A 25,949-nucleotide genomic window follows, 5' to 3' on the forward strand; every position below is an offset into this window, starting at 1 on the left:
GGTGATCGAGTGAGTTCCCAAGTTCCCCTGAAAGAACGGGCTTTAAGCCCGGAGCGGATCGCCCGGATCGGGCGCGAGATGCAGACCGCCTGCCCCGCCTTCGACGCCGCCGCCTTCACCGCCCAGGTCACCGCCGACCTGCCCCGCCTGGAACTCAAAGCCCGCATCGCCCGCACCGCCCAGGGCCTGCACCAGCACCTGCCCCTCACCGGGCAGGCCGCCCTCGACACCGTGCTGCGCTCCCTCCCGGCCACCCCGGAAGCCGCCGGCGCGGAGGTCGACTTCGGGCTCTACACCTACGCCCCGCACTCCGCGTACGTCGCCGCCCACCACCTCCACCCCGGCAGACTCGACCAGGCCCTCGCCGCGTTCGCCAGCATCACCCCGTACTTCTCCGCCGAGGACGCCGTCCGCACCGCCCTCACCTCCTTCCCCGAGCAGACGCTCGCCGCCGCCGCCGGGTGGGCGACCGCGGCCGACCACCGGGTACGGCGCCTGGCCAGCGAGGCCACCCGACCGCACCTGCCCTGGTCCGTCGGCACCGACCTGCCCGTCGACGCGGCCCTTCCGCTGCTCGACGTGCTGTACGCCGACACCAGCCGCTTCGTGACCACCTCGGTCGCCAACCACTTGCGCGACATCACCCGCACCCAACCCGACCTCGTCCTCGACACCCTGACCCGGTGGCGCACCGAAGAACGGGCCAAACCCGCCGAGCTCGCCTTCATCACCCGCGAGGCACTGCAGCTACGGCTCAAGGCCGGCTGGGCACCCGCCTACACCGCCCTCGGCTACGACCCCCAGGCCGCCGTCAGCGTCAGCCCGATCCGCCTGGACCGCACCGACTACCAGCTCGGCGACAGCCTGTCCTTCGAAGCAGACCTCACCGCACCCACCGACACCCCGGTGCACGTGATGTACATCCTGACCCGCACCGACCCCGACACCCGGACCCGCGAGAAGGTCGCCCACCTCACCCGAGCCACCATCAAGGCCGGCGCACCACTGCGCCTGACCAAGGCCCACGCCCTGCCGTCCACCGGCAGAGCCGCCCTCACACCGGGCAGCTACCACCTCGCACTCCAGGTCAACGGTCGCCGCCACAACGTGGCGTTGCTCCGCATCACCAGCGACCGTTCCAACTGACCTAAACGCCGCCGCCCGCCCATGCTCTCCGCAATGGGCAGCGGCTCCGCCATGTTCTCGCCCCTGCGCCGACGCCTACACCGAAGTGGGCTGGGAGCTGCCCACCGCCCTGAACGCTCGTGGACCTCGACTGGCCGGCCCCCTATGACGCATCGGAGTGCAGATGACCGACCGCCCCATCGTCCCCGCCCCGCGCAGTGCGCTGCCGCCACCGCCCGCCAGTGCCGCGTCCGCACCCGAGAGCGGGGACCTGACGGGACACGTCAACAAGGGGTACTGGGAGACCTTCGAAGGGCAGGCATCCCGCACCGGGGTGCTGACCATCCTCCGGAGCCTGCCGGGGATCGTGCGTCAGGTATGGATCACGGCCTGGCGGGCCGACCCGCGCGCCGCCGTGCTCGTCGCCGTGCTCCAGCTGGTCTCTGCCGCGCTCGCCTCGGCGGGCCTCCTCGCGTCCGTCAACGTCCTGCAGCGGGTGTTCGCGGACGGGGCGAGCGGGACGCGGATCCGCGCGGCGCTGCCGGCCCTGGCGGTGGTGGCCGGCCTGCTGCTGGTACGGGGGGTGATGGACACTGGCATCGCGCACTGGCAGGCCCGCCTCGGCCCCCGGGTGCGCCAGGAGCTGGAAGCGCAGCTGCTGGCCCTGACCAGCCACGTGGGCCTGGGTGTGGTGGACGACCCGGGGTGGGCCGACGACGTGCGGCGCGCCTACGATCAAGGCCTCTACTTCGCCAAGGAGTCGGTCGGCAAGACGATCGAGCTCGTCTCGGCGCTGCTCGCGCTGGCCGGGGCCGCCGGGGTGCTGGGGGTCCTGCACCCGCTGCTGCTCGTCCTGCTGCTGGCCGCGGTGCTGCCCAAGGGAGCGGCGTCGGTCACCTCGGTGCGCAAGGGCTACCTCTCGGCGGTGCGCCAGAGCAGCCTGCGCCGCAGGATCCTGCACTTCTCGTGGGTGCTGTACGAGCGGGACACCGCGGCCGAGCTGCGGACCTCCACCGCCCAGGGCGCGCTGCTGGCCGAGCACGAGGCGCTCGCGACCCGGATCAGCGACGAGGAGGTCGCGCTGGGGACCGACCAGGCCCGCACCGCGCTGGTCGGGCGGGCGCTCGGCGGTCTCGGCCTGTTCGCCACCTACGCGGTGCTGGCGTGGATGCTGGGCGCCGGCTGGCTGCCGCTCGCGGCCGGCGGCGGCGCCTACTTCGCCATCCAGGCCAGCCAGAGCGCCCTGCTGCGGGTCGTCATCGCCGCCCACCAGGTGTTCGAGAACAGCCTGTGGGTGCGGGACCTGGCCGACTTCCAGGATTCCTGCCGCCGCCGGCTGCCGCGCACGACCGGGCGTTCGGCACCGGCCGCGGTCAAGGAGATCACCGTCAGCGACGTCGCGTTCTCCTACCCGCAGGGCAAGCAGGCGCTGCACGGCGTGAGCTTCACCCTGCGGGCCGGGCAGAAAGTCGCCTTCGTGGGCCGCAACGGCTCGGGGAAGTCAACGATGAGCCGGATCCTGGCCGGGCTGTACGAGCCCTCCGCCGGCAGCGTGCACTGGGACGGCACCCGCGTGACCGACTTCGACAGTGAGAGCGTCCAGGGCCGGGTTGCCCTCGTGCTCCAGGACCCCGGCCACTGGCCGCTCACCGCCCTGGCCAACGTCACCATCGGGGCCGGCACCATCAACTCCGCCGAGCCCGAACGCGCGCTGCGCGCGGTGCGCGCCTCCGGCGCCGACCGGGTGATCGAAGGGCTCAACCACGGCTGGTCGACCATCCTGAGCCCGCAGTTCGAGGGTGGCGCGGAGCTGTCCGACGGCAACTGGAGCAAGATCGCGTGCGCCCGCGGCCTCTATCAGGACGCACCCGTGCTGATCATGGACGAGCCGACCGCCAGCATGGACCCCCTCGCCGAGCACCAGCTCTTCCAGGCCGTCCTGGACGACTACGCCAGCCCGGAGACCGTCACCGTCCTCGTCTCCCACCGCCTGGGTCCCGCCGTCGCCTGCGACCTGATCCTGGTCTTCGACGAGGGCCGCATCGCGGAATCCGGCACCCACCACGAACTCATGGCTCGAGGCGGCATCTACGCGGCCATGTTCGAGACCCAGGCCGCCGCCTACCGCACCGGCCCCGACCGGGAGGATCCCGCCAACCCCTACCGGCCCGGCCGCACACCGAGCTGACCCGGCTCGCCGAGCCCAGCTGCTCCAGGAGAGGAACCGCCCGTGAGCATCCCCCGCGCAACCCGCGCCGAGCCCTGCCCGCGGACGCCGCCAAGCTCACCCGGCTGGGCCTGGTCATGCTCCACTCCGCCGGCACCTACCCGCCGGAGCCCTGGAACGCCCTGCCCCGCCACCGGCCCCGTGCGCACCGCGCCCGTCCTGTTCGGAGAGCCGATCCCATGTGTTCCCCGCCCCTGCCCGAGGTGCTCGCCTGGGCCGCAGAGCACCTGCCCGGCCCGGTCGAGGCCACGGACTGCTCCTGGCCGCGCGAGACCTCCCGGGTGTGGCGTCTCGACGGCCCCGACGGCGCCGCCGTGTTCCTCAAGATCAGCCCCGACGAGGCGGCGTACGCCCGGGAGGTGGCCGGATACGCCTACGCCGCTCGAGTCCTGATGAAGGGGCAGGCGCCGCTGCTACTGGCAGGCGATCCGGGGCTGCGCACGCTGCTCACCTCGGCGCTGCCCGGCCGTGTCGTGCGCGACCTGCCGCTGGAGCGGGGCGTGGAGGTGCGGCTGCACCAGGACGCGGGGCGGCTGCTGCGGAGCTGGCACGACCACTCCGGTCCCACAGCCGCCGACCGGGCGGCGGTCGCCGAGGCGATGGGCGCCTACGCCCAAGAAGCGGAGAAGTGCCGGACCGCTCTCGCGGGGCAGGTGCCGGACGAGGTGCTCGCCCTCGTCGCAGCCGCGGCGGCCGAGATCCCAGGTCTGGCCGACCGGCTGCCGCTGCGCTTCCTGCACGGCGACTACGCGACCCGCAACTGGCTGATCGACCCGGACACCGGCCGACACGGCCTGATCGACTTCGAACAGGCCCGCCACGGCCTGGTGGTCGAGGAGTTCGTGTGGCTGCTGGGGGCGCTGTGGCCGACGCGCCCCGACCTGCGCAAGGCGTTTTTCGCTGGATACGGTCGTCCGCTCGACCCGGTGGAGGAGCGGCTGCTGGTGCTGCTGACCGTCCGCCTCGGCGCCTCCTACCTCTACACCGGCCTGCGCAAGGGCCGCACTGACCTCCAGGAACGCGGCCGTCTCGCCCTCGTCCGCACCGTCGCCCACCCGTCCCGTCCCTGACTCGCACCGCCGTTGCCCCGCCCGCCCAAACGAAGGAGACGATCGTGTCCGTCGCCGAACCGCACATCGAGCCCGTCGGGCAGGAGCCTGAGGAGCCGGGCGCCGCCCTGCGGCACCCCCTGGCCCATCACCCTGCACCACTGGCCTGCGCTGACGCCCTTCTGCGCTCCCCTGATGGGCGGCTGCTCATCGTCGACCCCACCTACAAGGCCGACTGGAACCTGCCCGGCGGCATGGTGAAGGAGGAACTGCCCGCGGACGCCTTGACCCGCGACCTGCACGAGAGTCTCGGCATCCAGACGACAGTCGGACGGCTGCTGGCCGTGGACGGGGAGTCCGGCCCGTTGGACCGACCGCTGGTGTCCTACGTCTACGCGGCGCACGCATCGGGCCCGGTGGAGGTGACGCTGCAGGCAAGGGAGATTCGGGAGGCCCGGTGGGTCACCGAAGAGGAAGCACTGCAACTGCTCGCCCCGCACGTGGCGGCGCGGCTGCGGGCGGCGCTGGACGCCGAGCGCGGCGCGCACACCGCCCTGCTGCGCGACGGGGTGCCGGTGCCGCCCTCGTCGCGGGACTACTACCGGCAGTTGCCGTCCCCGCTGGCGGCCGCCACCGTGCTGGTCCGCGACACCGCAGGCCGGGTCCTCGTCCTAGAGCCCACCTACAAGCAGCACTGGGAGCTGGTCGGAGGCATGGTCGAGGCCCACGAGTCCCCGGTCGAGGCCGGGGCGCGCGAGGTGAAGGAGGAGATCGGGCTCGACCTGCCAGTCGGGCGGCTGCTGGTGGTGGACACCGTCCCGGGCCGCCTTGCCCGCAACGGCCGTGCCCTGATCGCCCACGTCCACGACCTGGAGCCGCTGACGCCCGCTCAGGTGGACGCGATGGTCCTGGACTCCGGCGAAGTGCGCTCGGCCCGCTGGCTGGCCCCCGCCGAAGCCGCTGGCCTGCTGCCGCGCATCCTGGCCGAGCGCGTCACCGCCGCGCTGCGCGCCCTGGAGAACGGCACCGTCGAGATCCTGGACCGCACGGACACCACCACCCTGGCGGACCCCGAACGTGGGGACGCCGAGTAGCGCCCGCCCCGGTCCTACCGACCGAGGAGCACCTGTCTTGGCGTCGGCTCAACCCGTTCGGCCGGTACGGTAGCGTCCGGCCCGCTCGCCGGCCCCCGCTCCAGTGCCCGGCCGCACCCCACCGGCCCGTTTCGGCATCAACTCGAACCTGCTCGCCCACGTCGCCGACGGCGCGCTGGCGGCGTGCGCGATCGACGTCGTCTACCGGGGCCACGACGGCCCCGCCTACCCCGGCGGCCTGTGGGGCCGCGTCCACACGGTCGTCACCGACCCGCGCCACCGCCACCGGGGACTGGAGAGGCAGTCACCCGGGCCCTGGTCGGCAAGCTTAGGGAACGGGGCTGCGCCCGGTGACGGCCGCCACCAAGCCGTCGGTGCCCAGCCCGGGGCACCAACGCAACGAACCCCACTCAGATCAGAGGAACTCCGACAAGTCGATGGCTGGCACGCCGTTGTTATTGTCGGCCTGGCGGTGCAACAGCGCGTGGCCGGCAGAGGTCAGCACCGCCGTAGTCCCATCCGCTGCGCCCTCCACCAGTCCGTTGGCGACCAGGCCTGAGAGCGGGCGGGTGTCGAGCGGCGAACCCCCTAGCGGGCCGGAGTCGACCCACCGCCCGCGCTGCTTGGTGACGCGCGCCTGGTCGACGGCAGTGAGTAGCCGCCGGCCCTCAGCAGCCAAGGGCCGGACCGCGCTCACCTGGACGCCTACGTTGCGGCAAGCCGGCGCGTCGATCGTCACGGCCTCCATCCCAGCATCGCGCACCAACTGGCGGATCTGGTCGTGGAAGCGGCCCTCGCTGAGCTCGTCGCCCTCGTCGTGGACGTAGCTGACCCTCCAGCCAGGCGGATGCTCTGTCTTCTCAAGGACGAAGCCCGAGCGGCGGTGCACCACCAAGCCGGCTTCATCGCGGCCTGATTCCTGGCGGGGCAGCAACCCCTTGGAGGTGAGCAGGCGGACCAGCACGTCCTTGCCCGGACGGGTGCGGATGAGCGGGGACTCCTCTGCCTGCATGAATCGCCTTCTGGAGGAACGCGGTGCGAGCCGCGGATGCCGTCTGCCCGAGCGGGGTTCGGGCCCGACTAGCACCGTAGAGGTGGGCTTCGGTGCCCGAGGGTGGGCAGGCCGTAGACGTACCGGAAAGGGTGAAGCCGAGGTGGCCGTGATTGCCGCTCGGGACGGGCGGCGGCCCTGGAACGCGCCTCCTGCGTCCGCTGGGCAGGAGTGGGGGCCGTGACCAGCGACAGCGGCCTCGTCCACCCGGTGGTCAGTCCGGACCACTTCGTTGGCGGACGTTGCCTCGGTGGGGTTGCGGGTGCCGTTCTCCAGAGGTGGCAGATGACCCGGACTCATCCCGGGGCGGGCCAGCGCCCGCACCGGCCAGCCGCTGCCGCCGCAACTGCCGTCCGAACCGCACCCGCCCGATCATCCGGTCCATGGCCGCGAGCCTAGGTAGCTGCCGGATGTCCTCTCAAGGCGGTGCGAGCTGAAGACATTCGTCAATCCGTGACTGGGCCGCAGTGACCGCGAGGTTCTCCTGCCTCGCGCGGTTTCCGCGTCCACTCGTTATTACTCTTCGGTAGGAATAGACGGAGGCTCGCCGGGCACGCCCGGCTGGATCGCTCCCCGGCATGGAACCTAGGCGCTGGACGCGCGCTGCCGTTGAACACGCCACGGTGGCAGCAGCTCGAGCTGGACGGCACACCGGCTACGCATGGTCATCGGCAGCGGGAACAATCCGCCACCCGTCAGGCAGGCGCTCACGTCCAGGCGCCAGTCGGAGTGGAATCCGGGCATCGCGCTTCGCGACCTCCGGAAATTCCTCCGCCATCGGTTCGTCTTCAAACTGTAATGAGGGGCTGCATCGCGCTCGACCAAATCACCGAGCCACTCATCTCAGCTCCACCGAGGCAACACTGACAGGCCGTCAGTTATTCCCGTACCCCCCTCGCCGTCGACGGCGGTGGCGATGCGGTGCTGGTCAGCCAAGTGATCCGGCGAACACCGCAGAAGCAAGTCGGCACAGTATGAGTTCGGAGAGTAGTGATGGAAAGGGACTTATCGGACCTTGATGTAGGTCAAATCGGTCATTTTGGACCCCGCCTCTCACAACTGCTACACATCGTGACAAAGAGTTTTCGGTTGACTCTGCAAGGTGATCGTGCGAGATTCGGCCAGTAGTTCCGTGGGAGCTTGTCCGAAAATGGACACGACAATCACGGCAGGGTCACGCAAGGGGGAGTCATGGACGGGCGGGTCTGTCGCATCAGCCGTGGCCGAACCTGCGCGGCTCCCGACACACCGGTTGAGCCGCTCGGGTGGGCTCCCGGCCACGCGCTGTGCCCTACGAGGGCTGGCTGAACCGCTCATGACGGACCGTGACCACCACTCGCCAGGGGGTATGACAGTGGCAATTGCCGATCCACGTTCGCGCCGTGCGGCCGCAGCAGCGGCACTGGTCGGCTCCGTGCTCGCGCTCGCCGGATGCCAGTCGTCCGGCGGCAGCGCGGCGCCGAGCGCGCCCGCGTCCGCCCCGACGAGTGCGGCGCCGAGCCCGTCCGCCAGTCCGGATGCCGAGGCGCGTCAGCTGGTTCTGGCCGCGTACAAGGGCATGTGGGCCGAGCAGGTCAAGGCGTTCACCAGTGGCTCGCTCAAGGACGTGAAGCTGGAGACGTTCGCCGGCGACAAGGCGCTGGCGGACATCAAGAGCGCCGCTGTCTACTACCAGGACAACAACCTGGTCCTCAAGGGCGAGCCGAAGCTCTCCCCCGAGATCACCGCGCTCGACCTCACCGGTACCTCTCACCGGGCCACCATCCGGGACTGCGTCGACACCAGCAGCTTCCTGCCCTACGACAAGGGGACCGGCCAGCCCGCGCAGCTGACCGACACCAACCGACGTCATGTCCAGACGAGCACCCTGCGGATCTACGACGGCCGCTGGGTGGTCATGGAGTCCACCCTGAGCAAGGACCAAACGTGCTGAGCACGCGACGGGCCCTGGCCGGCATCGGGGCCGTCATCGCCGTGCTGCTCGGATTCCTGGCGACACCCGCGCTCGCCGACGGCGGGGCGAACTGCCCGCCGTTCGTGCTGGACTGCACCGTCAACGCCGGCGGTGGCGGCACCACCGGCGGAACCGGCGGAACCGGCGGGGGCGGCGGAAACAACGGCGGCGGAGGCGGCAGCGGAGGCGTGGCCAAGTGCCACGCAGGCGAGCGGGAGGTGCCCTGCTACCGCGACGGCCTGGGCTGGTTCAACAGCTTCGACAGTTGCTACTACACGCTGATGGACCCGCAGCCGCCGGCCGACGACCCGATCTGGACCGGGCCGATCGCGGCGCAGGCGAAGGCGTACATGGCGACCTGCCCCTACAGCACCGCGCCGACCACCAACCCCGGCGGCATGCGCATCCTGAGCACACCTCCCCCTGGCTTCGGTGGCCCGGCGGTCGACCCGCGCCAGCTCGCGGAGACCGCCGTGGAGAACATGCGGCTCCAGGGCGCTGACATCGGCATCGCGCCGAAGCAGGGTGGCGTGAGCCTGGTCGGCCTGCCGGTGTGGCTATGGACCGCGGTGTCCGACACCACCTGGGGCCCGAAGAGCACGAGCGTCAGCGCCGGCGGGGTCACCGTCACCGCGACCGCGAAGGTCGACAAGATCGCGTGGTCGATGGGCGACGGCACGACCGAGGTCTGCCGCACCCCCGGCGAGGCCTACGACCCCTCGTACGGGACGCGCACGCCCTCCTGCGGCCACACCTACACCAAGGTGTCCGGCTCCAGCCCGTACAAGATCGACGCGACCAGCACCTGGATCGTGACCTGGACCTCCAACACCGGTCAGGGCGGCACGATCACCACCACCCGCGCGTCGTCCACGACGGCCGCGATCGCCGAACTGCAGACCGTCAACCGCTGACCTGTCTGCCCGTAGAACCCATTCGTGAGGACACCGATGGCCCGCAGCACCACCAAGCAGCGCACGGATCCGGCGACCGAGTCGGCGCCGGCTTCCGTGCCGATCACCGAGTCGGCGCCCCGGCGTGGCCGCCGCCCGGCCCTGGTCGGGATCGGCGTCGCCGTTGCCGTCGTCGGCGCGCTCGGCGGCTGGAGTCTGGTGGACCAGGCGCGCGACCGCGTCCAGGTCCTCGCCGTCGCCCGCCCGGTCCCGGCCGGGCAGGCGATCACGGCCGCCGACCTGGTGGCCGCGGAGGTCGCCCCCGATCCGGCGCTGCGCCCGGTCGCGGTCAGCCGCAGCAAGGAGATCGTCGGCAAGACCGCCGCCACCGACCTGGTCCCGGGCTCGCTGATCACCACTCAGTCCGTGCGCGAGGGCAAGCCGGTGACGACGGGCAGGGACGTCGTCGGCATCCTCACCAAGCCGGGGCAGATGCCCCAGGGCCGGCTGCAGATCGGTGACGCGGTCATCCTGGTCGCCACTCCCCGTCAGGACGACACCAAGGCGGACGCGCAGCCCGCGACCATCAACGCGGTCGTGGCCCGGGTCGGCGATGCCGACGGCAACGGCGTCATCGTGGTGGACGTGGCGGTCAGCCCGGTCGACTCGCCCTCGGTGGCCGCGTGGACCGCCTCCGGGCGCATCGGGATCGTCCTCAAGGCCAAGTCATGATGATCTCCCTCGTGTCCGCGAAGTCGAGCGGCGTCACCTGCTCGGCCCTGGCCCTGGCGCTCGCCTCGCCGCGGCCGACCGCGCTGGCCGAGTGCGATCCGGCCGGCGGCACCATCCGCACCGGTTACCTCCAAGGTGGCGGCCCGACGGCCGCTGTCGGGCTCCACCGGCTGGCCACCGCCTCGCGTGCAGGAACGATTCAGCACGAGTTTCCGGAGCACTGGGTGCGCCTGGACGACCTGGGCCACCGGATGTTCCTGCCGGGCCTGACCGACCCGTCCCAGGCGTCCGGCCTCGCCGGAGCATGGGGCGACATGGGCCGCCTGCTGCGGGTGTGGGAGAACCCGGGCGGCCACGACGTCATCATCGACGCTGGCCGCGTCCAGGTGTCCTCCAAGACCACCCTCGACTCCGTGTCCTACCCGGCCGCGTTGCTGCGCCAGTCGGACCTGGTGCTGCTCGTGGTCCGCAACACTCTGCCGTCCGTCCTGTCGGCCGCGCCCGTCGTGCAGATCCTGCGCGCGGACCTGACGGAGCACGGCACCGGCGGTGAGGCTCTCGGCGTCCTGATGATCGAGGAGGGCGGCCTGTCCAGCAGCGAGATCGGCGCCCGCCTCGGGGTGCCCGTCCTGGCGGGACTGCCCTGGGACGAGGACATGGCCCGGAACCTGACGACCGGCAGGGAGCTGCGCCGAGGCAAGCCGGCCCGCACCAAGCTGATGCGGCAGGCGCGTTCCGCCTTCGGGCCGCTCACCGAGGCCGCCACCCGGCGGCAGATCCAGCTGCGCCGTCCCGGCGCGCTGACCGGCGCTGCGGAGGTGGCGTGATGGTGGAGAAGACGCTCGGCCCGGCTACGGCGCCCGCCAGCCCGGCCCATGCCCTCGCCGGGGCGTTCGCCGACGCACTCGAGCAGCGGCCCGCCACGGTGCGCGTGGTTCCCCAGGTCGTGACCGGCCCGGTGGCCGTAGGTGCGGTGTCCCCGGCTGCCGTCCCCGCACCCGCCGGCCCCGCCGGTGTGCTGCCAGTTCCGTTCTCGGAGATCAGCGCGCTGCACACCCGGGTGTCGAACGACCTTGCCGAGCAGACCGCCTCCCGCCCCGGGCTGTCGGAGGCCGACCGGCGCCAGCTTGGCCAGGAGATCGTCACCCGCGTGGTCAGCGTGTGGGCGACCGACTACGCCGCCACCCGGCGGCCGCTCACCCGCGCCGATGAGCAGGCCGTGCAGGCGGCCGTCTTCAGCGAGCTCTTCGAGGCCGGCCGGCTCCAAGCGCTCCTGGACGACCCGGGGATCGAGAACATCCTCCTGCGCGGGCACAAGGTCGTTCGCGTCGACTACCACAACCGCCCGAGCCAGCTCGTCGCGCCGGTGGCCGACAGCAACGAGGGCATCATCGCCCTGGTCAACAAGCTGGCACGGCAGGCCGGTCACTCGGAGCGGGCGCTGACCCCCTCCAGCCCGATGCTGAACCTGGCCATGCCGGACGGGTCGCGCCTGGCCGCGACCGCGTACATCAGCGCCGAGCCGGAAGTGGTGATCCGCCGCCACCGGGTCCAGCGCGTGAGCCTCGAGGACCTCATCAGCTGGGGCACCATCGACTCCACTCTCGCCGCCTTCCTGCGCGCGCTCGTGAGATCTCGCAAGAACATCCTGGTCGTCGGCAGCCAGGGTGTGGGCAAGACGAGCCTGCTGCGTGCGCTGGCGCGCGAGATCCCCAGGCATGAACGGGTCGGCACGCTGGAGACGGACTACGAGCTGTGGCTCCACAAGGACGACGACGGCCCCGAGGTCGTGGCGTTCGAGGCACGGGAGTCCAACGGCGAGCGCGGCCCGGACGGCAAGCCCGCCGGAGCCATCACCCTTCTCGACATGTTCCCTCAGGCGTTGAGGATGTCGCTGCGGCGCGTCATCGTCGGTGAGGTCCGCTCGGCAGAGGTTCTGCCGATGCTGCACGCCATGAACGAGGGCGAGGGCGGCAGCATGGCCACGCTGCACGCCCGCACCGCGCGCAAGGCGATCGAACGCCTGGTCACCCTGTGCCTGGAGGCCGGTACCGGCATGACCCCGGACCTGGCGTACCGCCTCACCGAGGGCGTGGACTTCATCGTCTACGTCCGCCTGGTCGACGAGACCGAGATCGGCGGCCGCCGCCACCGCTTCGTCTCCGATGTCCTGGAGATCAACGGTCTCGGCGAGGGTGGCCGCCCGGCGACCTCGGCGATCTTCGGCCCCCGGGAGGCGGGCGGGCGGCGTGAGCCGCGAGCGGTGCCGCTGCTGCCGCCGCAGTGCCTTGACGACCTCGTCCGGGCCGGATTCGACCGCAGCCTCCTGCGTCAGGAGTGGGGCGCGTGGGCCGAGCCGATGAGGACGGTGACGCAGCTGTGAAGCTCTCCCTGGAATCCCTCGCCGGCGCGTTCTGCGGCCTGGTCGCCGTGCTCGGCCTGATCCTGGCCATCGCCGGCCTGATGCGCCGCCCCGCTCCAGCGTCCCGCCGCCGCGGGCCACTGGAGCGCAAGGCGCGTACCCTGCTCGGCCTGGACAACCCCGATTCCCGCCGCGCCTGGTGGGCGCAGGACCGCACCCGTGTCCTCGGGTCCCTCGTCGTGGGGATCGCGGTCTGGCCGATCACCGGGTGGCTGCTCGGCGCCGTGCTGGTCACCGTGGCGCTGCTGGGCCTGCCGTGGATGCTGCAGCCGGGCAAGGGCGCCAAAAACCAGATCGTCCGCCTGGAGGCGCTCGAGGAGTGGGTGCGGCGCCTGTCGTCGATCCACACCGCCGGCGCGTCGCTGGAGTCGGCCGTCACCGCGAGCCTGCGCACCGTGCCCAAGCCGATCCAGGAGCCGGTCACCCACCTCAGCTCCCGGCTGAAGAGCGGCTGGCCAGCGGCCCGGGCGTACGAGGCGTTCGCCGACGACCTCGACGACGCGACCGCTGACCAGGTAGCCGCCCTGTTCAAGCTGCACGCGCAGGACCGCGGCTCGGGCCTGAGCACCGCGCTGGAGGCGCTGGCCGGGTCGGTCGCCGAACAGGTCCGCATGCGCCGCCAGGTCGAGGCCGACCGGGCCAAGCCGCGGACCAACGCGCGCTGGGTCACCGCGTTCTGCCTGCTCATCTTCGGTCTCGCCGTGATGAGCGGCAGCTACACCGAGCCGTACAGCAGCGTGATGGGCCAGCTCGTCCTAGTGCTGCTCGCCGTCTGCTTCGTAGGTGCCCTGCTGTGGATGCGCAGCATGGCCGCCAGCCGGCCGACGCCCCGGTTCCTGACCGGCGTCGACCGCACCGGCTCCGGGGAGGACTCGTGATCGCCAGCGCCCCCGCCCTGGTCGCCGGAGCCGCCGTCGGCGGCGGACTCGTGGTGGCCGTGGCCGGCCTGCTGCCGGCCCGCGCCGACCTCGGCGACGTCATGCGCCGCCTGGACGCCGGACGGGTCGAACACCTCGGTGCGCCGGCAGTCGCGCCGACCGGGCTCTTCGACAAGCTCGGCCTCAAGCTGCTGACCCAGGTCGGCGAAGGTGCCGTCCGGCTGCCGCGCCGCGAGCTCGACCTCATCGGGCGCAGCCCCTCCCACCACGTGGGCCTCAAGATCGGCATGGCGCTGGTCGGGCTACTCATGCCCACCTTCGTCCTGCTCGGCACGATCGTGCTCGGCACAGGCCTGCCCGTCGCCGTGCCGGCCATCGGCGCGCTCGCCCTGGCGACGCTGTTCTGGATGTTGCCCGACATCCAGGCGCGCCAGCTGGCCGCCGAGGCCAGGAGCGAGTTCCGCACCGCGATCGCCTCGTTCCTGGAGCTCGTCAGCCTGGAGCGGGCGGCCGACGCCGGCCCGATCGAGGCGCTGACCAGGGCGGCGTCCGTGGGCGACGGGTGGGTGTTCCACCGCCTGCGCGGCGCGCTCGACGCGGCCGAGCTGGCCGGCATCCCGCCGTGGGAAGGCCTGCGGCAGCTGTCGGAGGACCTCGGCGTCCCAGAGCTCGGCGCACCGGCCGACATCATGGCCGTCGCCGGCGAGGAGGGCGCGGCGGTGTACTCCACGCTGCAGGCCCAGGCCGCCTCGCTGCGCGGCGCGCTGCTGACCGAGGCCCAGGCCGAGGCGAACACTGCCTCCGAAAAGATGATCTTGCCGGTCTCCCTGCTCGTGATCATCATGTCCAGTTTCATCGCCTATCCGATGATCATCAAGATCATGTCGAGCTGACCCCAGCCCGGCAGTACCCATCAACTCCCAAGGGGGAAAGCACACATGCAGGACATCAAGGTTCTCACTCTCGCCATCCAGGCCAAGTTCGCGCAGCTGCGGGCCGTCGCCCAGAAGGGCGGCTCGGACCGGGGCGCCATCTCCCTGGAGCTGGCCGTCCTGATCGCCTGCCTGCTGGGCCTGGGCATCGTGCTGGCCGGCGTCGCCCTGTCGAAGGCGACCGAGAAGAACGCCGTCATCACCGGCCAGTAGGCCACCTCGCACCCGATCCGAACCATCGCCAAGGAGCCGTCGTTGCATAGCCTGCTCCGCGCCGCTCCCCGGCGCGTGGCCGGGCGCATCCCGCGAAGCTCCAGGGACAGGGGAGCCCTGTCCCTGGAGCTCGCAGTGCTGTTCCCGCTCACCCTCATGATCATCTTTGCCGGTCTCCAGACGGTGTTCTGGTTCCACGCCAAGGACGTCGCCAGCACCGCGGCGCAGCGCGGGGTGGAGACCGCTCGGTTGCAGAACTCCTCGCTCGGCGACGGGACCGCCCGGGCCCGGGCCTACCTCGACCAGGTCGGCGGGGGGAGCCTGCGCGATGCCTCCGTGACCGCGAGCGGCGGGGCGACCGTCACCGTGACCATCACCGGGACGATCGACACCTGGATTCCCGGCCTGCACTTCTCCATCCGCCAGCATGCCTCGGCCCCGAAGGAGCGGGTGACGCAGCCGTGACGCTGAAGCCGCTCAGCCGCCGCCTTCGGCGCCCGGGCCGTGACCGGGGCGCCCTCTCGCTCGAGTTCGCCGTCCTCATCCCCGCGGTCTTCGTCCTGATCGGGCTGATCGCCATTGCCGGCCGGGTCACCGGGGCCGGCAACACCGTCGACTCCGCGGCCCGCGCGGCGGCCCGGGCCGCCTCTCTGGAACGCGACGGAGCCACCGCCCGCAGCAAGGCCCAGGCGGTGGCCAACGACATGCTCGCAGGTCAGGGAATCCGCTGCGTCTCCAGTTCCGTCGACGTGCCCACCGCCGGGTTCCAGGCCCCGCTGGGAACCGCGGCCAGCGTGACCGTCACCGTGACCTGCCAGGTCAACCTGGCCGACATCGCCTTCCCCGGCGCACCCGGCACCAAGCAGCTGAGGGCGTCGTTCACGAGCCCGCTCGACCCCTACCGGCAGAGGCCCTGACCATGATCCGCACAGTCACCCGCCACCTGCGCCGCGCCGCGGGCTCCGATGCGCAGCGCGGCGCGATGTCGCTGCTGGTGGCTGTCGTCGCTGTCGCTCTCCTGGCCGGCGTCGCGCTGATCGTCGACGGCGGAGGGAAGCTGCGCGCGGTCTCCAAGGCCGAAGCCACCGCCAACGAGGCCGCCCGCTCCGGCGCCCAGGCCATCAACGTCGGCTCGGCGATCGCCGGCAACGGCATCGTGATCGACCGTGAGGCCGCCCTGCGGGCCGCCCGCAGCTACCTCGCCTCCGCCGGCGTCACCGGCACTGCCGAGCTCAGCTCGGACCGCCGCTCCATCGTCGTGAACGTCACCGCCACCTACCAGGGAGTCCTCATCCCCGGCTCGTGGCAGATCGGCGGGCACGGATCGGCCGCACTCGTCGTCCAGGGAGGCTGACCCAGATGCCCCGCAGAACCACCTCACGCATCGGCGCGGCGCTGCGCGCGCTGCTGTCCCTCGCCGTGCTCGCCACCCTGCTGGTGGCCGTCCCGCTGCTCCTGTGGCGGGTCGGTGTCCTGCCGGGCTCCGTCCCGGGCCTCGGCGACGTCACCGATGCGCTCACCAGCCCGGACAACGGCACCCTGTTCCTCGGGGCCGTGACGCTGCTGGGGTGGGCGGGCTGGCTGCAGTTCGCGTTCGCCGTCCTGGTCGAGCTGTTCTACACGGTGGTGCGCCGCCGCTCCGCCCCGCGGATCCGTGTGCTCGGCGCGCCGCAGCGTCTGGCCGGCGTGCTGGTGGCAAGCATCGTGCTGCTGGTGCCCACCGGCGCCGCGATGGCCAGCCCGGCCACCGCCAGCGCGGTGCCGGCCAGCGCGTCCGCGACCCCGGGTGCCGTCCAGGCCGCACCCGCGGCCACGGCGGCGGCCTCGAACGCCTCGTGGACGGGTCCCGTCCACGAGGTCCACCAGGGCGACACGATGTGGGGCATCGCCGAAGCGAAGCTCGGCGACGGGGTCCGCTGGAAGGAGATCGCCGACCTCAACATCGGTGTCACCCAGCCCGACGGCACCGTCATGACCGCGGACACCACCTGGCTGCAGCCCGGCTGGAACCTGCGCCTGCCCGGCGACGCCACCGCGGACCCGGCAACCGCCGCGCCGGCACCGGCCGCCGCGGCCACGGCCGGCCACAGCCACACCGTGAAGGCCGGCGAGACCCTCAGCTCGATCGCCGAGCACGAGCTCGGCGACGCCGACCGGTATCCGGAGATCGTCGAGCTGAACAAGGACCGCCCGCAGCCCGACGGCGCTGCCCTGACCGACCCGGACACCATCCGGCCGGGCTGGGACCTCACCCTGCCCGCCACCGCCGAGGCACCCGCCCCGCAGGCCCCCGACACCCCCCAGACGCCTGCTCCGGCCACGCCCGCCCCGGCACCCGAGAGCGCCACCCCGGCGGCCCCGGCCCCGGGACCGTCGTTGCCCGCGCCGGGCGCCGAGGCCCCCGCCCCGGCCACCCAGGCGCCGGCTGCGCAGCCGAGCGCCCCCGCCGCGGAGAGCCAGAGCACCGAGGCGGACACCGGCACGAACTCCACCGGCACCGAGGACGACGACTCACAGCTCACCGTCGTCGGCGCCGGGGCCGCGTTCCTCGCCGCCGGGCTGCTGACCGCGCTCGGCGTGCGCCGCACCCTGCAGCAGCGCCGCCGGCGCCACCGCCGGCGCATCCCCATGCCCAAGGGCGAGGCGGCCGCCGTCGAGCGTGAGATGCGCAGTTCCCAGGCCGTCATCGGCCCCGAGCACCTCGACCGGGCACTGCGCACCCTGGCGGTGCGCTGCGCCGAGGTCGGGCGCCCGCTGCCCGAGATCGAGGCCGTGCACCTGAGCCCGCAGGGCATCGACCTGTACCTGGCCGCACCCACCGCGCCCGTCAAGCCGTTCCAGGCGTCCGACACCGTGCCGGACGCCTGGACCTGCCCGGCTCGCTCCGCGCAGCTGCTCACACAGGAGGACGCGGCGGTCGCCGCCTCCCCGTACCCCGCGCTGGTCTCCCTCGGCTCCACGCTGGAGGAGGACAGCACCGTGCTGGTGAACCTGGAGTGCGTCGGGCTGCTCAGCCTCACCGGCGCCGAGGACGACGTGCGGGACGTGCAGCTGGCCCTGGCGGCCGAGCTGTGCACCTCCCAGCTCACCCGCGAGTCGACGGTGGTCCTGGCGGGCGTCGGCGCCGAGCTGGCCGAGCGGTTCCCCGGCCGCGCCGCGCACTACGACACCACCGAGGCGGCCGTCGCCGAGCTGCGCGCCCACGACGCTCTGCAGCGCACCGCCCTGGAGGACGCCGGCGCGGCGGGCCTGGGCGAGGTGCGCCTGGACGGCGCCGGCGCCGACGCGTGGAGCGCCGCCGTCCTTCTCACTGCCGACCTCGGGAACCACGAGACCTCGGACCAGATCACCGATCTCCTGATGTCCCGCCCGCGCACCGCGGTGGCGATCGTCTCCCCGACGGACGCGGTGTCAGTGCCCAGCGCCTGGCGCCTGGACGCGGCCCCCGGTGCCCTCGTCACCCTCCCAGGCATCGGCCTGGACGTCGTGCTCCAGCGTCTGGCCCCGGACCGGTACGCCGCGCTCATCCAGCTCCTGGCGACGGCCGACCGCGAGGACGACGTCGCCCCTCCCGCCTGGACACTGGGCGCCAGCGGCAGTGAGGACGATCCCGGGTTCCTGGAGACCGTGCTGGACGCGGACGAGGCCGACGCGCACGGCCACGAGGACGTGCCGGGTGATCCTGAGGCAGCGCAGGAGGACGCCGTCCAGGCCGGTGCCGAGACGGGAGCCTTCGAGGAGCCGGACAACGAGGCGCAGCCGTGGCAGGTGTCCTCCCCGGCGGCGCTCTCGCCGTCGTCGGTGCCCGACTTCACGGCCATGCTGGCCGCCACCCGCACCGAGATGGCGCAGGCGGGCGCAGAGGAGGAGGCCGATGGCGCCGTCGAGGACGCGCAGGAGGCCACCGCGCCGACCCGGCTGAGCTCGATCTCCGATGTGCTCGTCGTCCTCAACTCCGACCCCGAGCCGCCCGAGCACCCCCAGGTGCAGTTGCTCGGCTCGGTGGACCTCGCCGGTGCCCAGGGCCCGGTCGAGTCGAAGCGGCGTCGGACCCTGCTGGAGATCGCCGCGTGGATGGTCCTGCACCCCGGTCGCAGGTACGAGGAGATGGACGCCGCGCTGTGGCCTGGCCGGCGCGTCACCCCGCAGTTCCGCAACCCCCTGGTGTCGAAGCTGCGCCAGTGGGTGGGCCGCGATCCCGCGCTGGCTGCCGACGACCCTGCCGCGCAGTACCTTCCGGCGGCCAGCAAGCAGGCGTACCAGTTCCACCCGGCGGTCACCAGCGACTGGGCGCTGTTCCAGGGGCTCTACGCACGCGGGATGAACGCCACCGGGCCTGAGGCCGACCTCGACCTCGCCCGGGCGCTCGTCCTGGTGCGCGGCAGGCCGTTCGCCGACATCAACCCCTCCCGCTACCAGTGGGTGGACGCCGATCTCCAGGAGATGATCTCGGCGATCACCGATGTCGCCCACGAGCTCGCCCAACGGATGATCGCCGCACGTGACTTCCGCGCGGCGGGCCTGGCCGCCGGCAAGGGGCTGACGGGTGTCCCGGACAGCGAACAGCTGCACCGGGATCTCTTCATGGTCTGCCACGCCCTCGGCGACCGCGAGGGACTTCGGCGTGCCGCACACCAGCTGGCGCGGATCAATGACGAGCTGGAGACGGACCCGGAGGACGAGACGGTGGAGCTCCTTTCCCAGATCATGGAGAGCCGCCGGGAGTCCGCCTGAGCCGCCGCCCGTCCCGGGGCGACGGCCCCGCCGCTACGGCCGGGGCGGCGCCCTGTCCGGCGGCACCGGAGGAATGGATTCGGCCGATCTGCTCCGGTGCCGTAGAGTCGGGTGCACCGACGCGGGGTGGAGCAGCTCGGTAGCTCGCTGGGCTCATAACCCAGAGGTCGCAGGTTCAAATCCTGTCCCCGCTACAAGATGTGAGGGCCCGGCAGATGCCGGGCCCTTACTGTTTCCCGCCCGCAGTCCGGCCCTCGGGCCGTCGGCCCTTCCGCGGTGGTCGAGCCGTACGGCAGGACGGCCGGCACTCGGCCGGGATCCGCCCGGTGGGCGCCGCGTGGCCGAATCGCCATGCAGCACCGCCCGCGTTCGCATGCGTCGCGTACATGACCCGCTACTGTGAGCCACGTCACGGCTGCGCCCGGTCGCGCCGTCCTGCCGTGCGGCGGACGACGGGACGACTGCGCGGCCACAGCAGCGCTCACTCGGAGGTGCACGGTGTCGACCACCCAGGGCGGGTCCCTGGCCCTTCGCCGGCTCCTCCTCGCCCCCGGCACGAGCGCCCGGGCGCTGTGGCTGTGGCGCGGCGGCCGGGCGGGGATCTCCTTCGACGTCGCCTGGCGCCACACGAGGCTGGGCGGCCACCCGGACGAATTCGCCTACCTGCGCTTCGCCCATCGCCCGCCGGCGGCCGCGGGAACGGGCATCGAGCACCGCCAGGGCGGCCACCGGCGTTAGGCCCGCTCCTTCCCGGGCGGGCGCCAGGTCGCGCGAGGCCACCGCCCGGATCGGCAACCGCCGATCCGGCCACCCGATCGGGTGAATTCCGTGCCGCTGGATCCGTCGGCCCGGTCCGCGCGCAACGCCGGGCGAGGCCGTCAACACCACTGTGCGTCAAGCCGGTTGAAAGCGGCCGGAAGTGGTGTCCGGCGAGCGGCGTGCACTCCGCAGCGCACGCCGACAGATCGTCAAGACCCCGTGCGTCCATCACCGGGATGTGGGTAGCCTGCCGCAGGCAAGGACCCTGCGTGGTCCACGCCGACATGCCGCAGCACATCGTCAGGAAGTGGGAGCATCCCGATGGGGAAGGCCAGCCGCCGTCGCCGAGAGGGCCGTCCCAAGCCGGCCCGCGTCGTCTCCAAGCTCTACAGCGACCTCCCCTCCCCGGTCGTCGAGGCGTGCGAGGACGTGCTGCGGGCCTACACCACCGGCAGCACGCCGACCGCCGCTCCCGCCACCCTCCGCTGCTGGCAGGCCGAGGTCTATGCCGAGGAGGCGGCCCTGGAAGCCCTCGACCTGCTCACCGCCCGCCGCGGATCCAGCAGCGACCTGCTGTTCACCGACCTGTACAACATGCCGGCCTTCGAGCCGTTCACCCCCGCCATGCCGTCGCTGCTGCGCTTTCTGCGCGCCCGCCGCGCCAACCTCAACCCCACGCTGCGCCTGGCGGCGGACACGCCGGGCCTGGCGCTGACCCTGCTGCTGCTCGCCGGCCATGCGCTGGTGCAGGCCGCCGACACGGTGCCGGGCGATCCGCGGGCGCAGGTGCTCCTGGCCGAGTGCCTGGCTCGGCTGGCGGCGGCGCCGCTCGGGGAGCGGGTGCTGCCGGGAGACCTCGCGTTCGCCCTGACCGAAGAGGAGCGGCGCAGCGTCGAGGACGCGGTGTACACGCGCGACGAGCTCCGCCGGTTCCTCACCGAAGCCGTCCCCCTACGCCGGTCCGTCGCCGCGGCGCCGGGCCGGGCGCCACTGCTCGTCCTGGACCTCAGCGCGCGAGACGACGTCGAGGACCTCATGCGCGTCATGCGGACGGACAACCCCGCCGACGGTGCCGACACCGTCACCCGCTGGCGCGCGCTGGCCGACCTGATCCGGCTGGAAGTCACCTGGCTCGAGCCGGTGCACACCGAACTCGCGGTGGTCCTGCAGTCCGATCAGCACCGCGAGCTCCTGGCCGCCGTCGCCGGCGATGGGCGTATCGCGCTGACCGGCACCGATCCGGCCGACAGCCTCGACACCGAGTTCTCGATCACGCAGGTGGCCACCGACGGCCCGAGCCTGGCTCATGTCATGGCGGCAGCCGCGACGTCCTTCAGGCCCTGACCGGGCGGCCCGCCACCTGATGGCGGGCTGCGAGCAGATGCCTCGATCCGCCCGAGCCGCAGGGTCTGCTGCGGCTACCGGCGGTGGGGGAAGAGGCGTCCGAGGGCCGCGGCGGTGGCAGCCCACAGGCAGGCTCCGGCCAGCAGGGTGCCCGGCCAGGGCCAGCCCGTACTGGTGGACAGGAGCAGGACCAGGACGGCGCCGTTGACGAGGCCGCCGCAGGACGCGAGATCGCCCAGGACGGCCGGCCGCTCGCCGGCCACCGCGCGGGCGAGAGCGCCGTGGACCAGGACGAGACCTGGGCACAGGACCCAGCTGAGGATGAGGACGCCCCACCACGGCATGGGCGACAGCCACAGCAGCAGTAGGCAGGCGAGAACGCCGATCGGCAGGATGAGGAGGACGCCGAGCGACGACGCCTCCGGGTCGGCGTCGGCGGAGGGGCGGGCGAAGAGCGCGAGGACGCCGGCGAGGATCAGGAACAGGGCGGCGGCGATGACGAGCGGCCACGGCGTCGCCAGGCCGCTCAGGGCGGTGAGTTGGGCGAGGACCCCGGCCGCTGCGGTGCCGGCCGAGGCCAGCACGGGGCCGCGGAGCGCCACCTGCCGGGCGGGTGCGGCCGGGGAGATGGTGCGGCCGGGAGCCGGGTCGCGGCGGGTGGCCGGGAGGGTCGGCTGCCGAACGGCCCGGTCGGCGGGCCTGGCCAGCGGGGTCGTGGGAACGTCGCGAAGGCCGCGCAGCCGGGTGGCGACCGCCTGGGCGCTCGCGGGACGCTGCGCCGGGTCCTTGGCGAGCAGGTGCAGGACGAGGTCCTCGAGGTCGGCGGGGATGCCGGCGCGCAGGGTGCTGGGGGCGGCGGGGGTGGACGTCATGTGCTGGTGCAGTACCGCGATGGCGTCCCCGGTGAAGGGGGGTCGGCCGGTTAGGAGGGTGTAGAGGAGGCAGCCCAGGGCGTAGAGGTCGGCGGGAGCGCCGATCTCCGGGTCGGCGCTGGCCTGCTCGGGGGCCATGAAGGCCGGCGTCCCGATCACGTTGCCCGTGGTGGTCAGGGCAGGGTGCCGGGCATCGCGGTGGCGGGCGATGCCGAAGTCGACGACCTTGATTCCGTCGGGGGTGAGCATGACGTTGGCGGGCTTGATGTCGCGGTGCACGATCCCCGAGCGGTGGGCGACGGCCAGGGCGTCGCAGATCTGCGCCGCCCAGGCGATCACGTCGGCGACCTCCGGCAGGCGGTCCGCGGTCAGGCGGTCCAGGCTCTGGCCGCCGAGGAGCTCCATGACGAGGTAGGCGACGGGGCGGCCGTCGAGGTTGGCCCGGCCGAGGTCGTGGACGGTGACGATGTGGCGGCTGGCGAGGGTGCCGGCGGCGTTGGCTTCGGCGAACAGGCGTTGGACCGCGGTGTGAGCTGCCCCGGTGAGGTCGAGGATCTTGACCGCGACCGGGCGGCCGATGCGCGTGTCCGTGCCCCGCCACACGGCGCCCATCCCTCCGGCTCCGATCAGAGCCTCCAGGTGGTACCGCCCGTCGAGCAGCATCGCTCTTCCGCCTCGTGGTCCGGGTCCGGCGGACCTGCGGTCCGCGCCGGCGATCGGCCGCCGGTGCGGGCACAGTACCGGCCTCCCGCCGGATCGTGCGCATGCCAGCTGATCTCGAGGCCGACGGGCCGACCGGCCACCCCCGATTCAAGTTGCACAAGAAGCATTAGCGCTGTAACTTATTAAGTGTCTGAGGGTGTACCTCTCCCCCGAAATCCCTGGCCGCGCAGCCGCGTCCGGCTACGAGAAGGACCATGATGGCCAAGCTGACCCGCCAGCAGGCGACGCTCCACGCCGAGGCGTGCGAGCTGCTCACACTCGACCGTGATCTGACCCCCGATGAGCGGCTGTTCGTCCTCGACAACTGGCAGGAGTCCGCGACCAGCAGGAACACGCTCGACGGCGCCTTCTTCACGCCTCCCGGCCTCGCCGTCGACATGGCGGTCGAGGTGACCGGCCACCGGATCGTCGACCTGTGCGCCGGGATCGGGGCGCTGGCGTCAGCCTGCCTCACCTACGGCCCGCGCGGCCGCGAGATCGTCTGCGTGGAGCGCAACCCGCTCTACGTCGAGGTCGGGCGCAGGGTGGTGCCGGACGCGACCTGGATCCAGGCCGACATCTTCGACCTGCCGGACGGACTCGGCCGCTTCGACACCGCCGTCTCCAACCCCCCGTACGGCGCGACGCCCCGCACCGGCGACAGCCCGGCCTACCGGGGACGCCGCTTCGAGTACCACGTGATCGCCATCGCCTCGCGGCTCGCGGCCCACGGCGTCTTCCTCGTCCCGCAGGAGAGCGCCCCGTTCCGGGCCAGCCGCAGCGGGGGTCTCACGACCATCGACGACCCTGAGTACGAGCGCTTCACCGCCGCGACCGGGATCCGCCTGGACACCAACTGCGGACTGGACACCTCGTCGTACAGGCACGAGTGGAGGGGAGCCGCCCCCCGGACGGAGATCGTCCTCACGACGTTCGGCATCCCCCGCGGCCCCTCACCCACCGCTGCCGAGACCGCCCCGGGCGAGCTGGCCCTGTTCCCGCCGGGCGATGCCCGGTGACCCGTCCCGAACGCTGAACCCGGCGCACCTCCACGCCCAGCCCTCACCCTCACCGCCACGCCCGCCCAGCGGGCCTACCACCACCGGACCACGGAGTCTGCCTCGAACGGATCTTTCATGCACCAGGCCCCGGAACCTGTACGCCTCGCCCCTGACAGCCGCTGGCGGCCACACCCCGGCGAGCCCGACCGTCCGCTCACCACCGCCGAAGCCGCCGAAGTCGACCTCCTGAGGGCCTACGTCGCCGACCTTCGCGCATCCGGCCACGCCGTGGAGCGGTACCGCATCGACTCCCCCGACGGAACAGTCGATTTCGTCGACGCCCTGGACACCACGACCGCAACCCTCGTCGCCGCGCGGGCCGGCACCGCCCACCCCGCCGTCCTCCACTACACGATCGGCGAACTCCTCGACGTGCGGTCGCGCTTCGACCCGCTCCCCGCCACGGTCCTCCTGCTCCCGGCACCGCCGTCGCCGAACACGGCCGGGCTCCTGCACAGCATCGGCATCACACCGGCCTGGCCCGACCCCGCTCAGCCCTCCGGGTTCGCCCACGGCGCCCCCGCCTGAACCCGCCACGCCCCCCGACCGGCGCTCTGCCGCCACGCCCAGACCCCTCACGGAGAACCGATGAACCGCACCACCGCGACCCCGACCCCCCTCGCGGCCGCCCTGGCCACCCAGTTCGACCAGGCACTCCAGGCCGCCAAGTCCGCCCGCCGGGCCGCGCTGCACAACGCCGCCGCCTTCGCGGCCCACCTGATCCGCCAGGCGGAACCGACCGTCGCGGTCCTGATCGTCGACACCGACACCGGCCAGCTGTGCGGCTACCGCGCGGCCGACCGGACGCCGTTGTGGTGGTTCAGCCTCGACCAGCACATCGCCGACCAGATCGAATCCCGCCTGGCCGACGTCCTGGCCCTCGGCACGGACAAGGACGAACTCACCGACGCCGGATGGACGAACCACGACGAGGAGGGCACCTCGGAGCTGCGCCTGCCCGCCCAGGTGGCCACCAACGGTCTGCTCGACCGGATGATCCACCGCCTCAGCACCCACGCCATCCTCATGACCACCCGCGCGGCAGTCGAGCTGTACGGCGCCCACGGCGACCCCCACGACCAGCTGAGCAGCACCCAGGTCGAGCAGTTGGAGGCCCTCGCGGCCCTGTACGCCGACTACGAGGGCTCCCTCGACGGCCCGCTGTACCTTCTCGGCGAGCTGGGCGTCATCGGTGTGATCCGCTCCGGTGTGGAACTGTTCGCCTCCCTCCACGACCCCGGCAAGACCCTGACCGATGCGCAGACCGACTGGCTGAACACCCTCACGGGGTTGCTGGACGAGGAGGACAGCGCATCCGGCACCGGCGCCTGACCGGCCCGGCCGCACCCGGACCACACACAGCCCGGGTACGGCCCGGAGCCCTGCCGTCCAGTGGGCCCGAGCCAGTGGGAAGCACAGCCCCACGGCGCCCGGACGCCGACCGCACCCCCGCCCCCGATACGACCCGGCAGCGGTGCTGCCCCTGGGAGTTGTCCGATGAACACCCTTGAGTCCTGGCAGGAACATCTCGCCGAATGCCCCGACTGCGGGACCGCCGTCGGCGAGGCCCATGACGCCCGCTGCGACCAGGCCATGTGCCTGGGGTGCGGTGTCCAGCGCATCTCGTGCGACGGCGGCCACCGCATGGGCGTCGACCGGTGGACAGGCACCGACCCGCGCTTCGCCGCTTGCGAGGAACTGGGCTGGTTCGCGCTCGCCGAACCCGGCTGGCCCCGCTGCGCCCCTGGTACTCCTGGCGCGTGGCCTGACCTCAACCGCCTCTACGCGGAGGCCGACTGGGACCCGCGCACCCGCACGTGGAAGCCCCGGCCGGTGACCGTCGTGGTGCAGCTGCCCACGGACGACAGCTGACCGATGTTCGCGCGCACTCCTCCGACAGGCGATCT

At 72.6% G+C, this 25,949-nt stretch carries 24 protein-coding genes and 1 tRNA gene; 23 read left to right on the forward strand and 2 right to left on the reverse strand.

Annotated elements, in window-relative coordinates:
• The first annotated feature begins 9 nt into the window (after positions 1-9).
• From BI06_RS54575 to BI06_RS45750, 4 genes are all read left to right on the forward strand, one after another.
• Entirely contained in the window at positions 10-1,146 is a 1,137-nt protein-coding gene (locus BI06_RS54575; protein ID WP_051740052.1) for a hypothetical protein, read from the forward strand.
• A gap of 163 nt (positions 1,147-1,309) precedes the next feature.
• A complete protein-coding gene (locus BI06_RS00710) occupies positions 1,310-3,313 on the forward strand; it encodes an ABC transporter ATP-binding protein (protein ID WP_051740053.1) in 2,004 nt (667 codons plus the stop codon).
• Positions 3,314-3,531: 218 nt separating this feature from the next.
• The gene (locus BI06_RS00715) at positions 3,532-4,422 is read left to right on the forward strand and encodes an aminoglycoside phosphotransferase family protein (RefSeq protein ID WP_043463682.1); all 891 of its coding nucleotides are present in this window, start codon (positions 3,532-3,534) and stop codon (positions 4,420-4,422) included.
• A 44-nt stretch (positions 4,423-4,466) separates the two neighbouring features.
• On the forward strand, positions 4,467-5,495 hold the full coding sequence (locus BI06_RS45750) for an NUDIX hydrolase (RefSeq protein WP_051740054.1): 1,029 nt from the start codon (positions 4,467-4,469) through the stop codon (positions 5,493-5,495).
• A 415-nt stretch (positions 5,496-5,910) separates the two neighbouring features.
• Here the strand turns inward: BI06_RS45750 and BI06_RS00725 are convergent, their stop codons facing one another.
• Positions 5,911-6,507, reverse strand: a complete 597-nt coding sequence (locus BI06_RS00725; RefSeq protein ID WP_043463685.1) for a hypothetical protein — start codon at positions 6,505-6,507, stop codon at positions 5,911-5,913.
• 1,387 nt (positions 6,508-7,894) lie between these two features.
• Here BI06_RS00725 and BI06_RS49090 point away from each other — a divergent pair.
• The 15 genes from BI06_RS49090 (at position 7,895) to BI06_RS00800 (ending at position 21,407) form a co-directional block, all read left to right on the forward strand.
• The gene (locus BI06_RS49090) at positions 7,895-8,479 is read left to right on the forward strand and encodes a hypothetical protein (protein WP_149030204.1); all 585 of its coding nucleotides are present in this window, start codon (positions 7,895-7,897) and stop codon (positions 8,477-8,479) included.
• Positions 8,473-9,414: a hypothetical protein gene (locus BI06_RS00735; RefSeq protein ID WP_043463691.1), complete on the forward strand. Its 942-nt coding sequence runs from the start codon at positions 8,473-8,475 to the stop codon at positions 9,412-9,414. The genes BI06_RS49090 and BI06_RS00735 overlap by 7 nt, the downstream gene beginning before the upstream one ends.
• Before the next feature lie 24 nt (positions 9,415-9,438).
• Entirely contained in the window at positions 9,439-10,125 is a 687-nt protein-coding gene (locus BI06_RS00740) for an SAF domain-containing protein (RefSeq protein ID WP_233289964.1), read from the forward strand.
• The gene (locus tag BI06_RS00745; protein ID WP_043463698.1) at positions 10,122-10,952 is read left to right on the forward strand and encodes a hypothetical protein; all 831 of its coding nucleotides are present in this window, start codon (positions 10,122-10,124) and stop codon (positions 10,950-10,952) included. The genes BI06_RS00740 and BI06_RS00745 overlap by 4 nt, the downstream gene beginning before the upstream one ends.
• The gene (locus BI06_RS00750) at positions 10,952-12,508 is read left to right on the forward strand and encodes a CpaF family protein (protein ID WP_051740055.1); all 1,557 of its coding nucleotides are present in this window, start codon (positions 10,952-10,954) and stop codon (positions 12,506-12,508) included. The genes BI06_RS00745 and BI06_RS00750 overlap by 1 nt, the downstream gene beginning before the upstream one ends.
• Positions 12,472-13,425 carry a type II secretion system F family protein gene (locus BI06_RS00755; protein ID WP_233289965.1) on the forward strand — a complete coding sequence of 318 codons (954 nt, stop codon included), beginning with the start codon at positions 12,472-12,474 and terminating at the stop codon, positions 13,423-13,425. The genes BI06_RS00750 and BI06_RS00755 overlap by 37 nt, the downstream gene beginning before the upstream one ends.
• The gene (locus BI06_RS00760) at positions 13,422-14,318 is read left to right on the forward strand and encodes a type II secretion system F family protein (RefSeq protein WP_051740057.1); all 897 of its coding nucleotides are present in this window, start codon (positions 13,422-13,424) and stop codon (positions 14,316-14,318) included. Before BI06_RS00755 ends, BI06_RS00760 begins: the two co-directional genes overlap by 4 nt.
• A 45-nt stretch (positions 14,319-14,363) precedes the next feature.
• Positions 14,364-14,570 (forward strand): hypothetical protein, encoded by a 207-nt coding sequence (locus BI06_RS00765; RefSeq protein WP_043463701.1) that lies wholly within the window; start codon positions 14,364-14,366, stop codon positions 14,568-14,570.
• Positions 14,571-14,645: 75 nt separating this feature from the next.
• The gene (locus BI06_RS00770; protein ID WP_043464125.1) at positions 14,646-15,035 is read left to right on the forward strand and encodes a TadE family protein; all 390 of its coding nucleotides are present in this window, start codon (positions 14,646-14,648) and stop codon (positions 15,033-15,035) included.
• Entirely contained in the window at positions 15,032-15,487 is a 456-nt protein-coding gene (locus tag BI06_RS00775; RefSeq protein WP_051740058.1) for a TadE/TadG family type IV pilus assembly protein, read from the forward strand. The genes BI06_RS00770 and BI06_RS00775 overlap by 4 nt, the downstream gene beginning before the upstream one ends.
• 2 nt (positions 15,488-15,489) lie before the next feature.
• Positions 15,490-15,924, forward strand: coding sequence for a pilus assembly protein TadG-related protein (locus BI06_RS00780; RefSeq protein ID WP_149037934.1), 435 nt, complete (start codon positions 15,490-15,492; stop codon positions 15,922-15,924).
• Positions 15,925-15,929: 5 nt separating this feature from the next.
• A complete protein-coding gene (locus BI06_RS00785) occupies positions 15,930-19,304 on the forward strand; it encodes a LysM peptidoglycan-binding domain-containing protein (protein WP_043463704.1) in 3,375 nt (1,124 codons plus the stop codon).
• 120 nt (positions 19,305-19,424) lie between these two features.
• A tRNA-Met gene (locus tag BI06_RS00790) sits at positions 19,425-19,498 on the forward strand.
• 304 nt (positions 19,499-19,802) lie between these two features.
• Entirely contained in the window at positions 19,803-20,042 is a 240-nt protein-coding gene (locus BI06_RS00795) for a hypothetical protein (RefSeq protein WP_043463707.1), read from the forward strand.
• Positions 20,043-20,384: 342 nt separating this feature from the next.
• Positions 20,385-21,407 carry a hypothetical protein gene (locus BI06_RS00800; RefSeq protein WP_043463710.1) on the forward strand — a complete coding sequence of 341 codons (1,023 nt, stop codon included), beginning with the start codon at positions 20,385-20,387 and terminating at the stop codon, positions 21,405-21,407.
• A 74-nt stretch (positions 21,408-21,481) separates the two neighbouring features.
• Here BI06_RS00800 and BI06_RS00805 read toward each other — a convergent pair whose 3' ends face one another.
• A complete protein-coding gene (locus BI06_RS00805) occupies positions 21,482-22,942 on the reverse strand; it encodes a serine/threonine-protein kinase (RefSeq protein WP_051740059.1) in 1,461 nt (486 codons plus the stop codon).
• Positions 22,943-23,196: 254 nt separating this feature from the next.
• Between BI06_RS00805 and BI06_RS00810 the strand changes: the two genes are divergently transcribed.
• From BI06_RS00810 to BI06_RS00825, 4 genes are all read left to right on the forward strand, one after another.
• Positions 23,197-24,000, forward strand: coding sequence for a methyltransferase (locus BI06_RS00810; RefSeq protein WP_051740060.1), 804 nt, complete (start codon positions 23,197-23,199; stop codon positions 23,998-24,000).
• A 117-nt stretch (positions 24,001-24,117) separates the two neighbouring features.
• Positions 24,118-24,570, forward strand: coding sequence for a hypothetical protein (locus BI06_RS00815; protein WP_043463714.1), 453 nt, complete (start codon positions 24,118-24,120; stop codon positions 24,568-24,570).
• Positions 24,571-24,630: 60 nt separating this feature from the next.
• Entirely contained in the window at positions 24,631-25,374 is a 744-nt protein-coding gene (locus BI06_RS00820; protein ID WP_043463717.1) for a hypothetical protein, read from the forward strand.
• Between the two features lie 165 nt (positions 25,375-25,539).
• Positions 25,540-25,914, forward strand: a complete 375-nt coding sequence (locus BI06_RS00825) for a hypothetical protein (protein WP_051740061.1) — start codon at positions 25,540-25,542, stop codon at positions 25,912-25,914.
• Positions 25,915-25,949: the final 35 nt, after the last annotated feature.

It is taken from the genome of Kitasatospora sp. MBT66 (assembly GCF_000710405.2).
Lineage (GTDB): Bacteria > Actinomycetota > Actinomycetes > Streptomycetales > Streptomycetaceae > Kitasatospora > Kitasatospora purpeofusca.

Bases quoted from the DNA above. Each gene is read 5' to 3' on its own strand.
- BI06_RS00800 (WP_043463710.1), top strand. From the start codon at position 20,385: ATGGGGAAGGCCAGCCGCCGTCGCCGAGAGGGCCGTCCCAAGCCGGCC.
- BI06_RS00725 (WP_043463685.1), bottom strand. From the start codon at position 6,507: ATGCAGGCAGAGGAGTCCCCGCTCATCCGCACCCGTCCGGGCAAGGAC.
- BI06_RS00815 (WP_043463714.1), top strand. From the start codon at position 24,118: ATGCACCAGGCCCCGGAACCTGTACGCCTCGCCCCTGACAGCCGCTGG.
- BI06_RS00780 (WP_149037934.1), top strand. From the start codon at position 15,490: ATGATCCGCACAGTCACCCGCCACCTGCGCCGCGCCGCGGGCTCCGAT.
- BI06_RS00765 (WP_043463701.1), top strand. From the start codon at position 14,364: ATGCAGGACATCAAGGTTCTCACTCTCGCCATCCAGGCCAAGTTCGCG.
- BI06_RS00810 (WP_051740060.1), top strand. From the start codon at position 23,197: ATGATGGCCAAGCTGACCCGCCAGCAGGCGACGCTCCACGCCGAGGCG.
- BI06_RS00820 (WP_043463717.1), top strand. From the start codon at position 24,631: ATGAACCGCACCACCGCGACCCCGACCCCCCTCGCGGCCGCCCTGGCC.
- BI06_RS00785 (WP_043463704.1), top strand. From the start codon at position 15,930: ATGCCCCGCAGAACCACCTCACGCATCGGCGCGGCGCTGCGCGCGCTG.
- BI06_RS00715 (WP_043463682.1), top strand. From the start codon at position 3,532: ATGTGTTCCCCGCCCCTGCCCGAGGTGCTCGCCTGGGCCGCAGAGCAC.
- BI06_RS00805 (WP_051740059.1), bottom strand. From the start codon at position 22,942: ATGCTGCTCGACGGGCGGTACCACCTGGAGGCTCTGATCGGAGCCGGA.
- BI06_RS00710 (WP_051740053.1), top strand. From the start codon at position 1,310: ATGACCGACCGCCCCATCGTCCCCGCCCCGCGCAGTGCGCTGCCGCCA.
- BI06_RS00750 (WP_051740055.1), top strand. From the start codon at position 10,952: ATGGTGGAGAAGACGCTCGGCCCGGCTACGGCGCCCGCCAGCCCGGCC.
- BI06_RS00745 (WP_043463698.1), top strand. From the start codon at position 10,122: ATGATGATCTCCCTCGTGTCCGCGAAGTCGAGCGGCGTCACCTGCTCG.
- BI06_RS49090 (WP_149030204.1), top strand. From the start codon at position 7,895: ATGACAGTGGCAATTGCCGATCCACGTTCGCGCCGTGCGGCCGCAGCA.
- BI06_RS00825 (WP_051740061.1), top strand. From the start codon at position 25,540: ATGAACACCCTTGAGTCCTGGCAGGAACATCTCGCCGAATGCCCCGAC.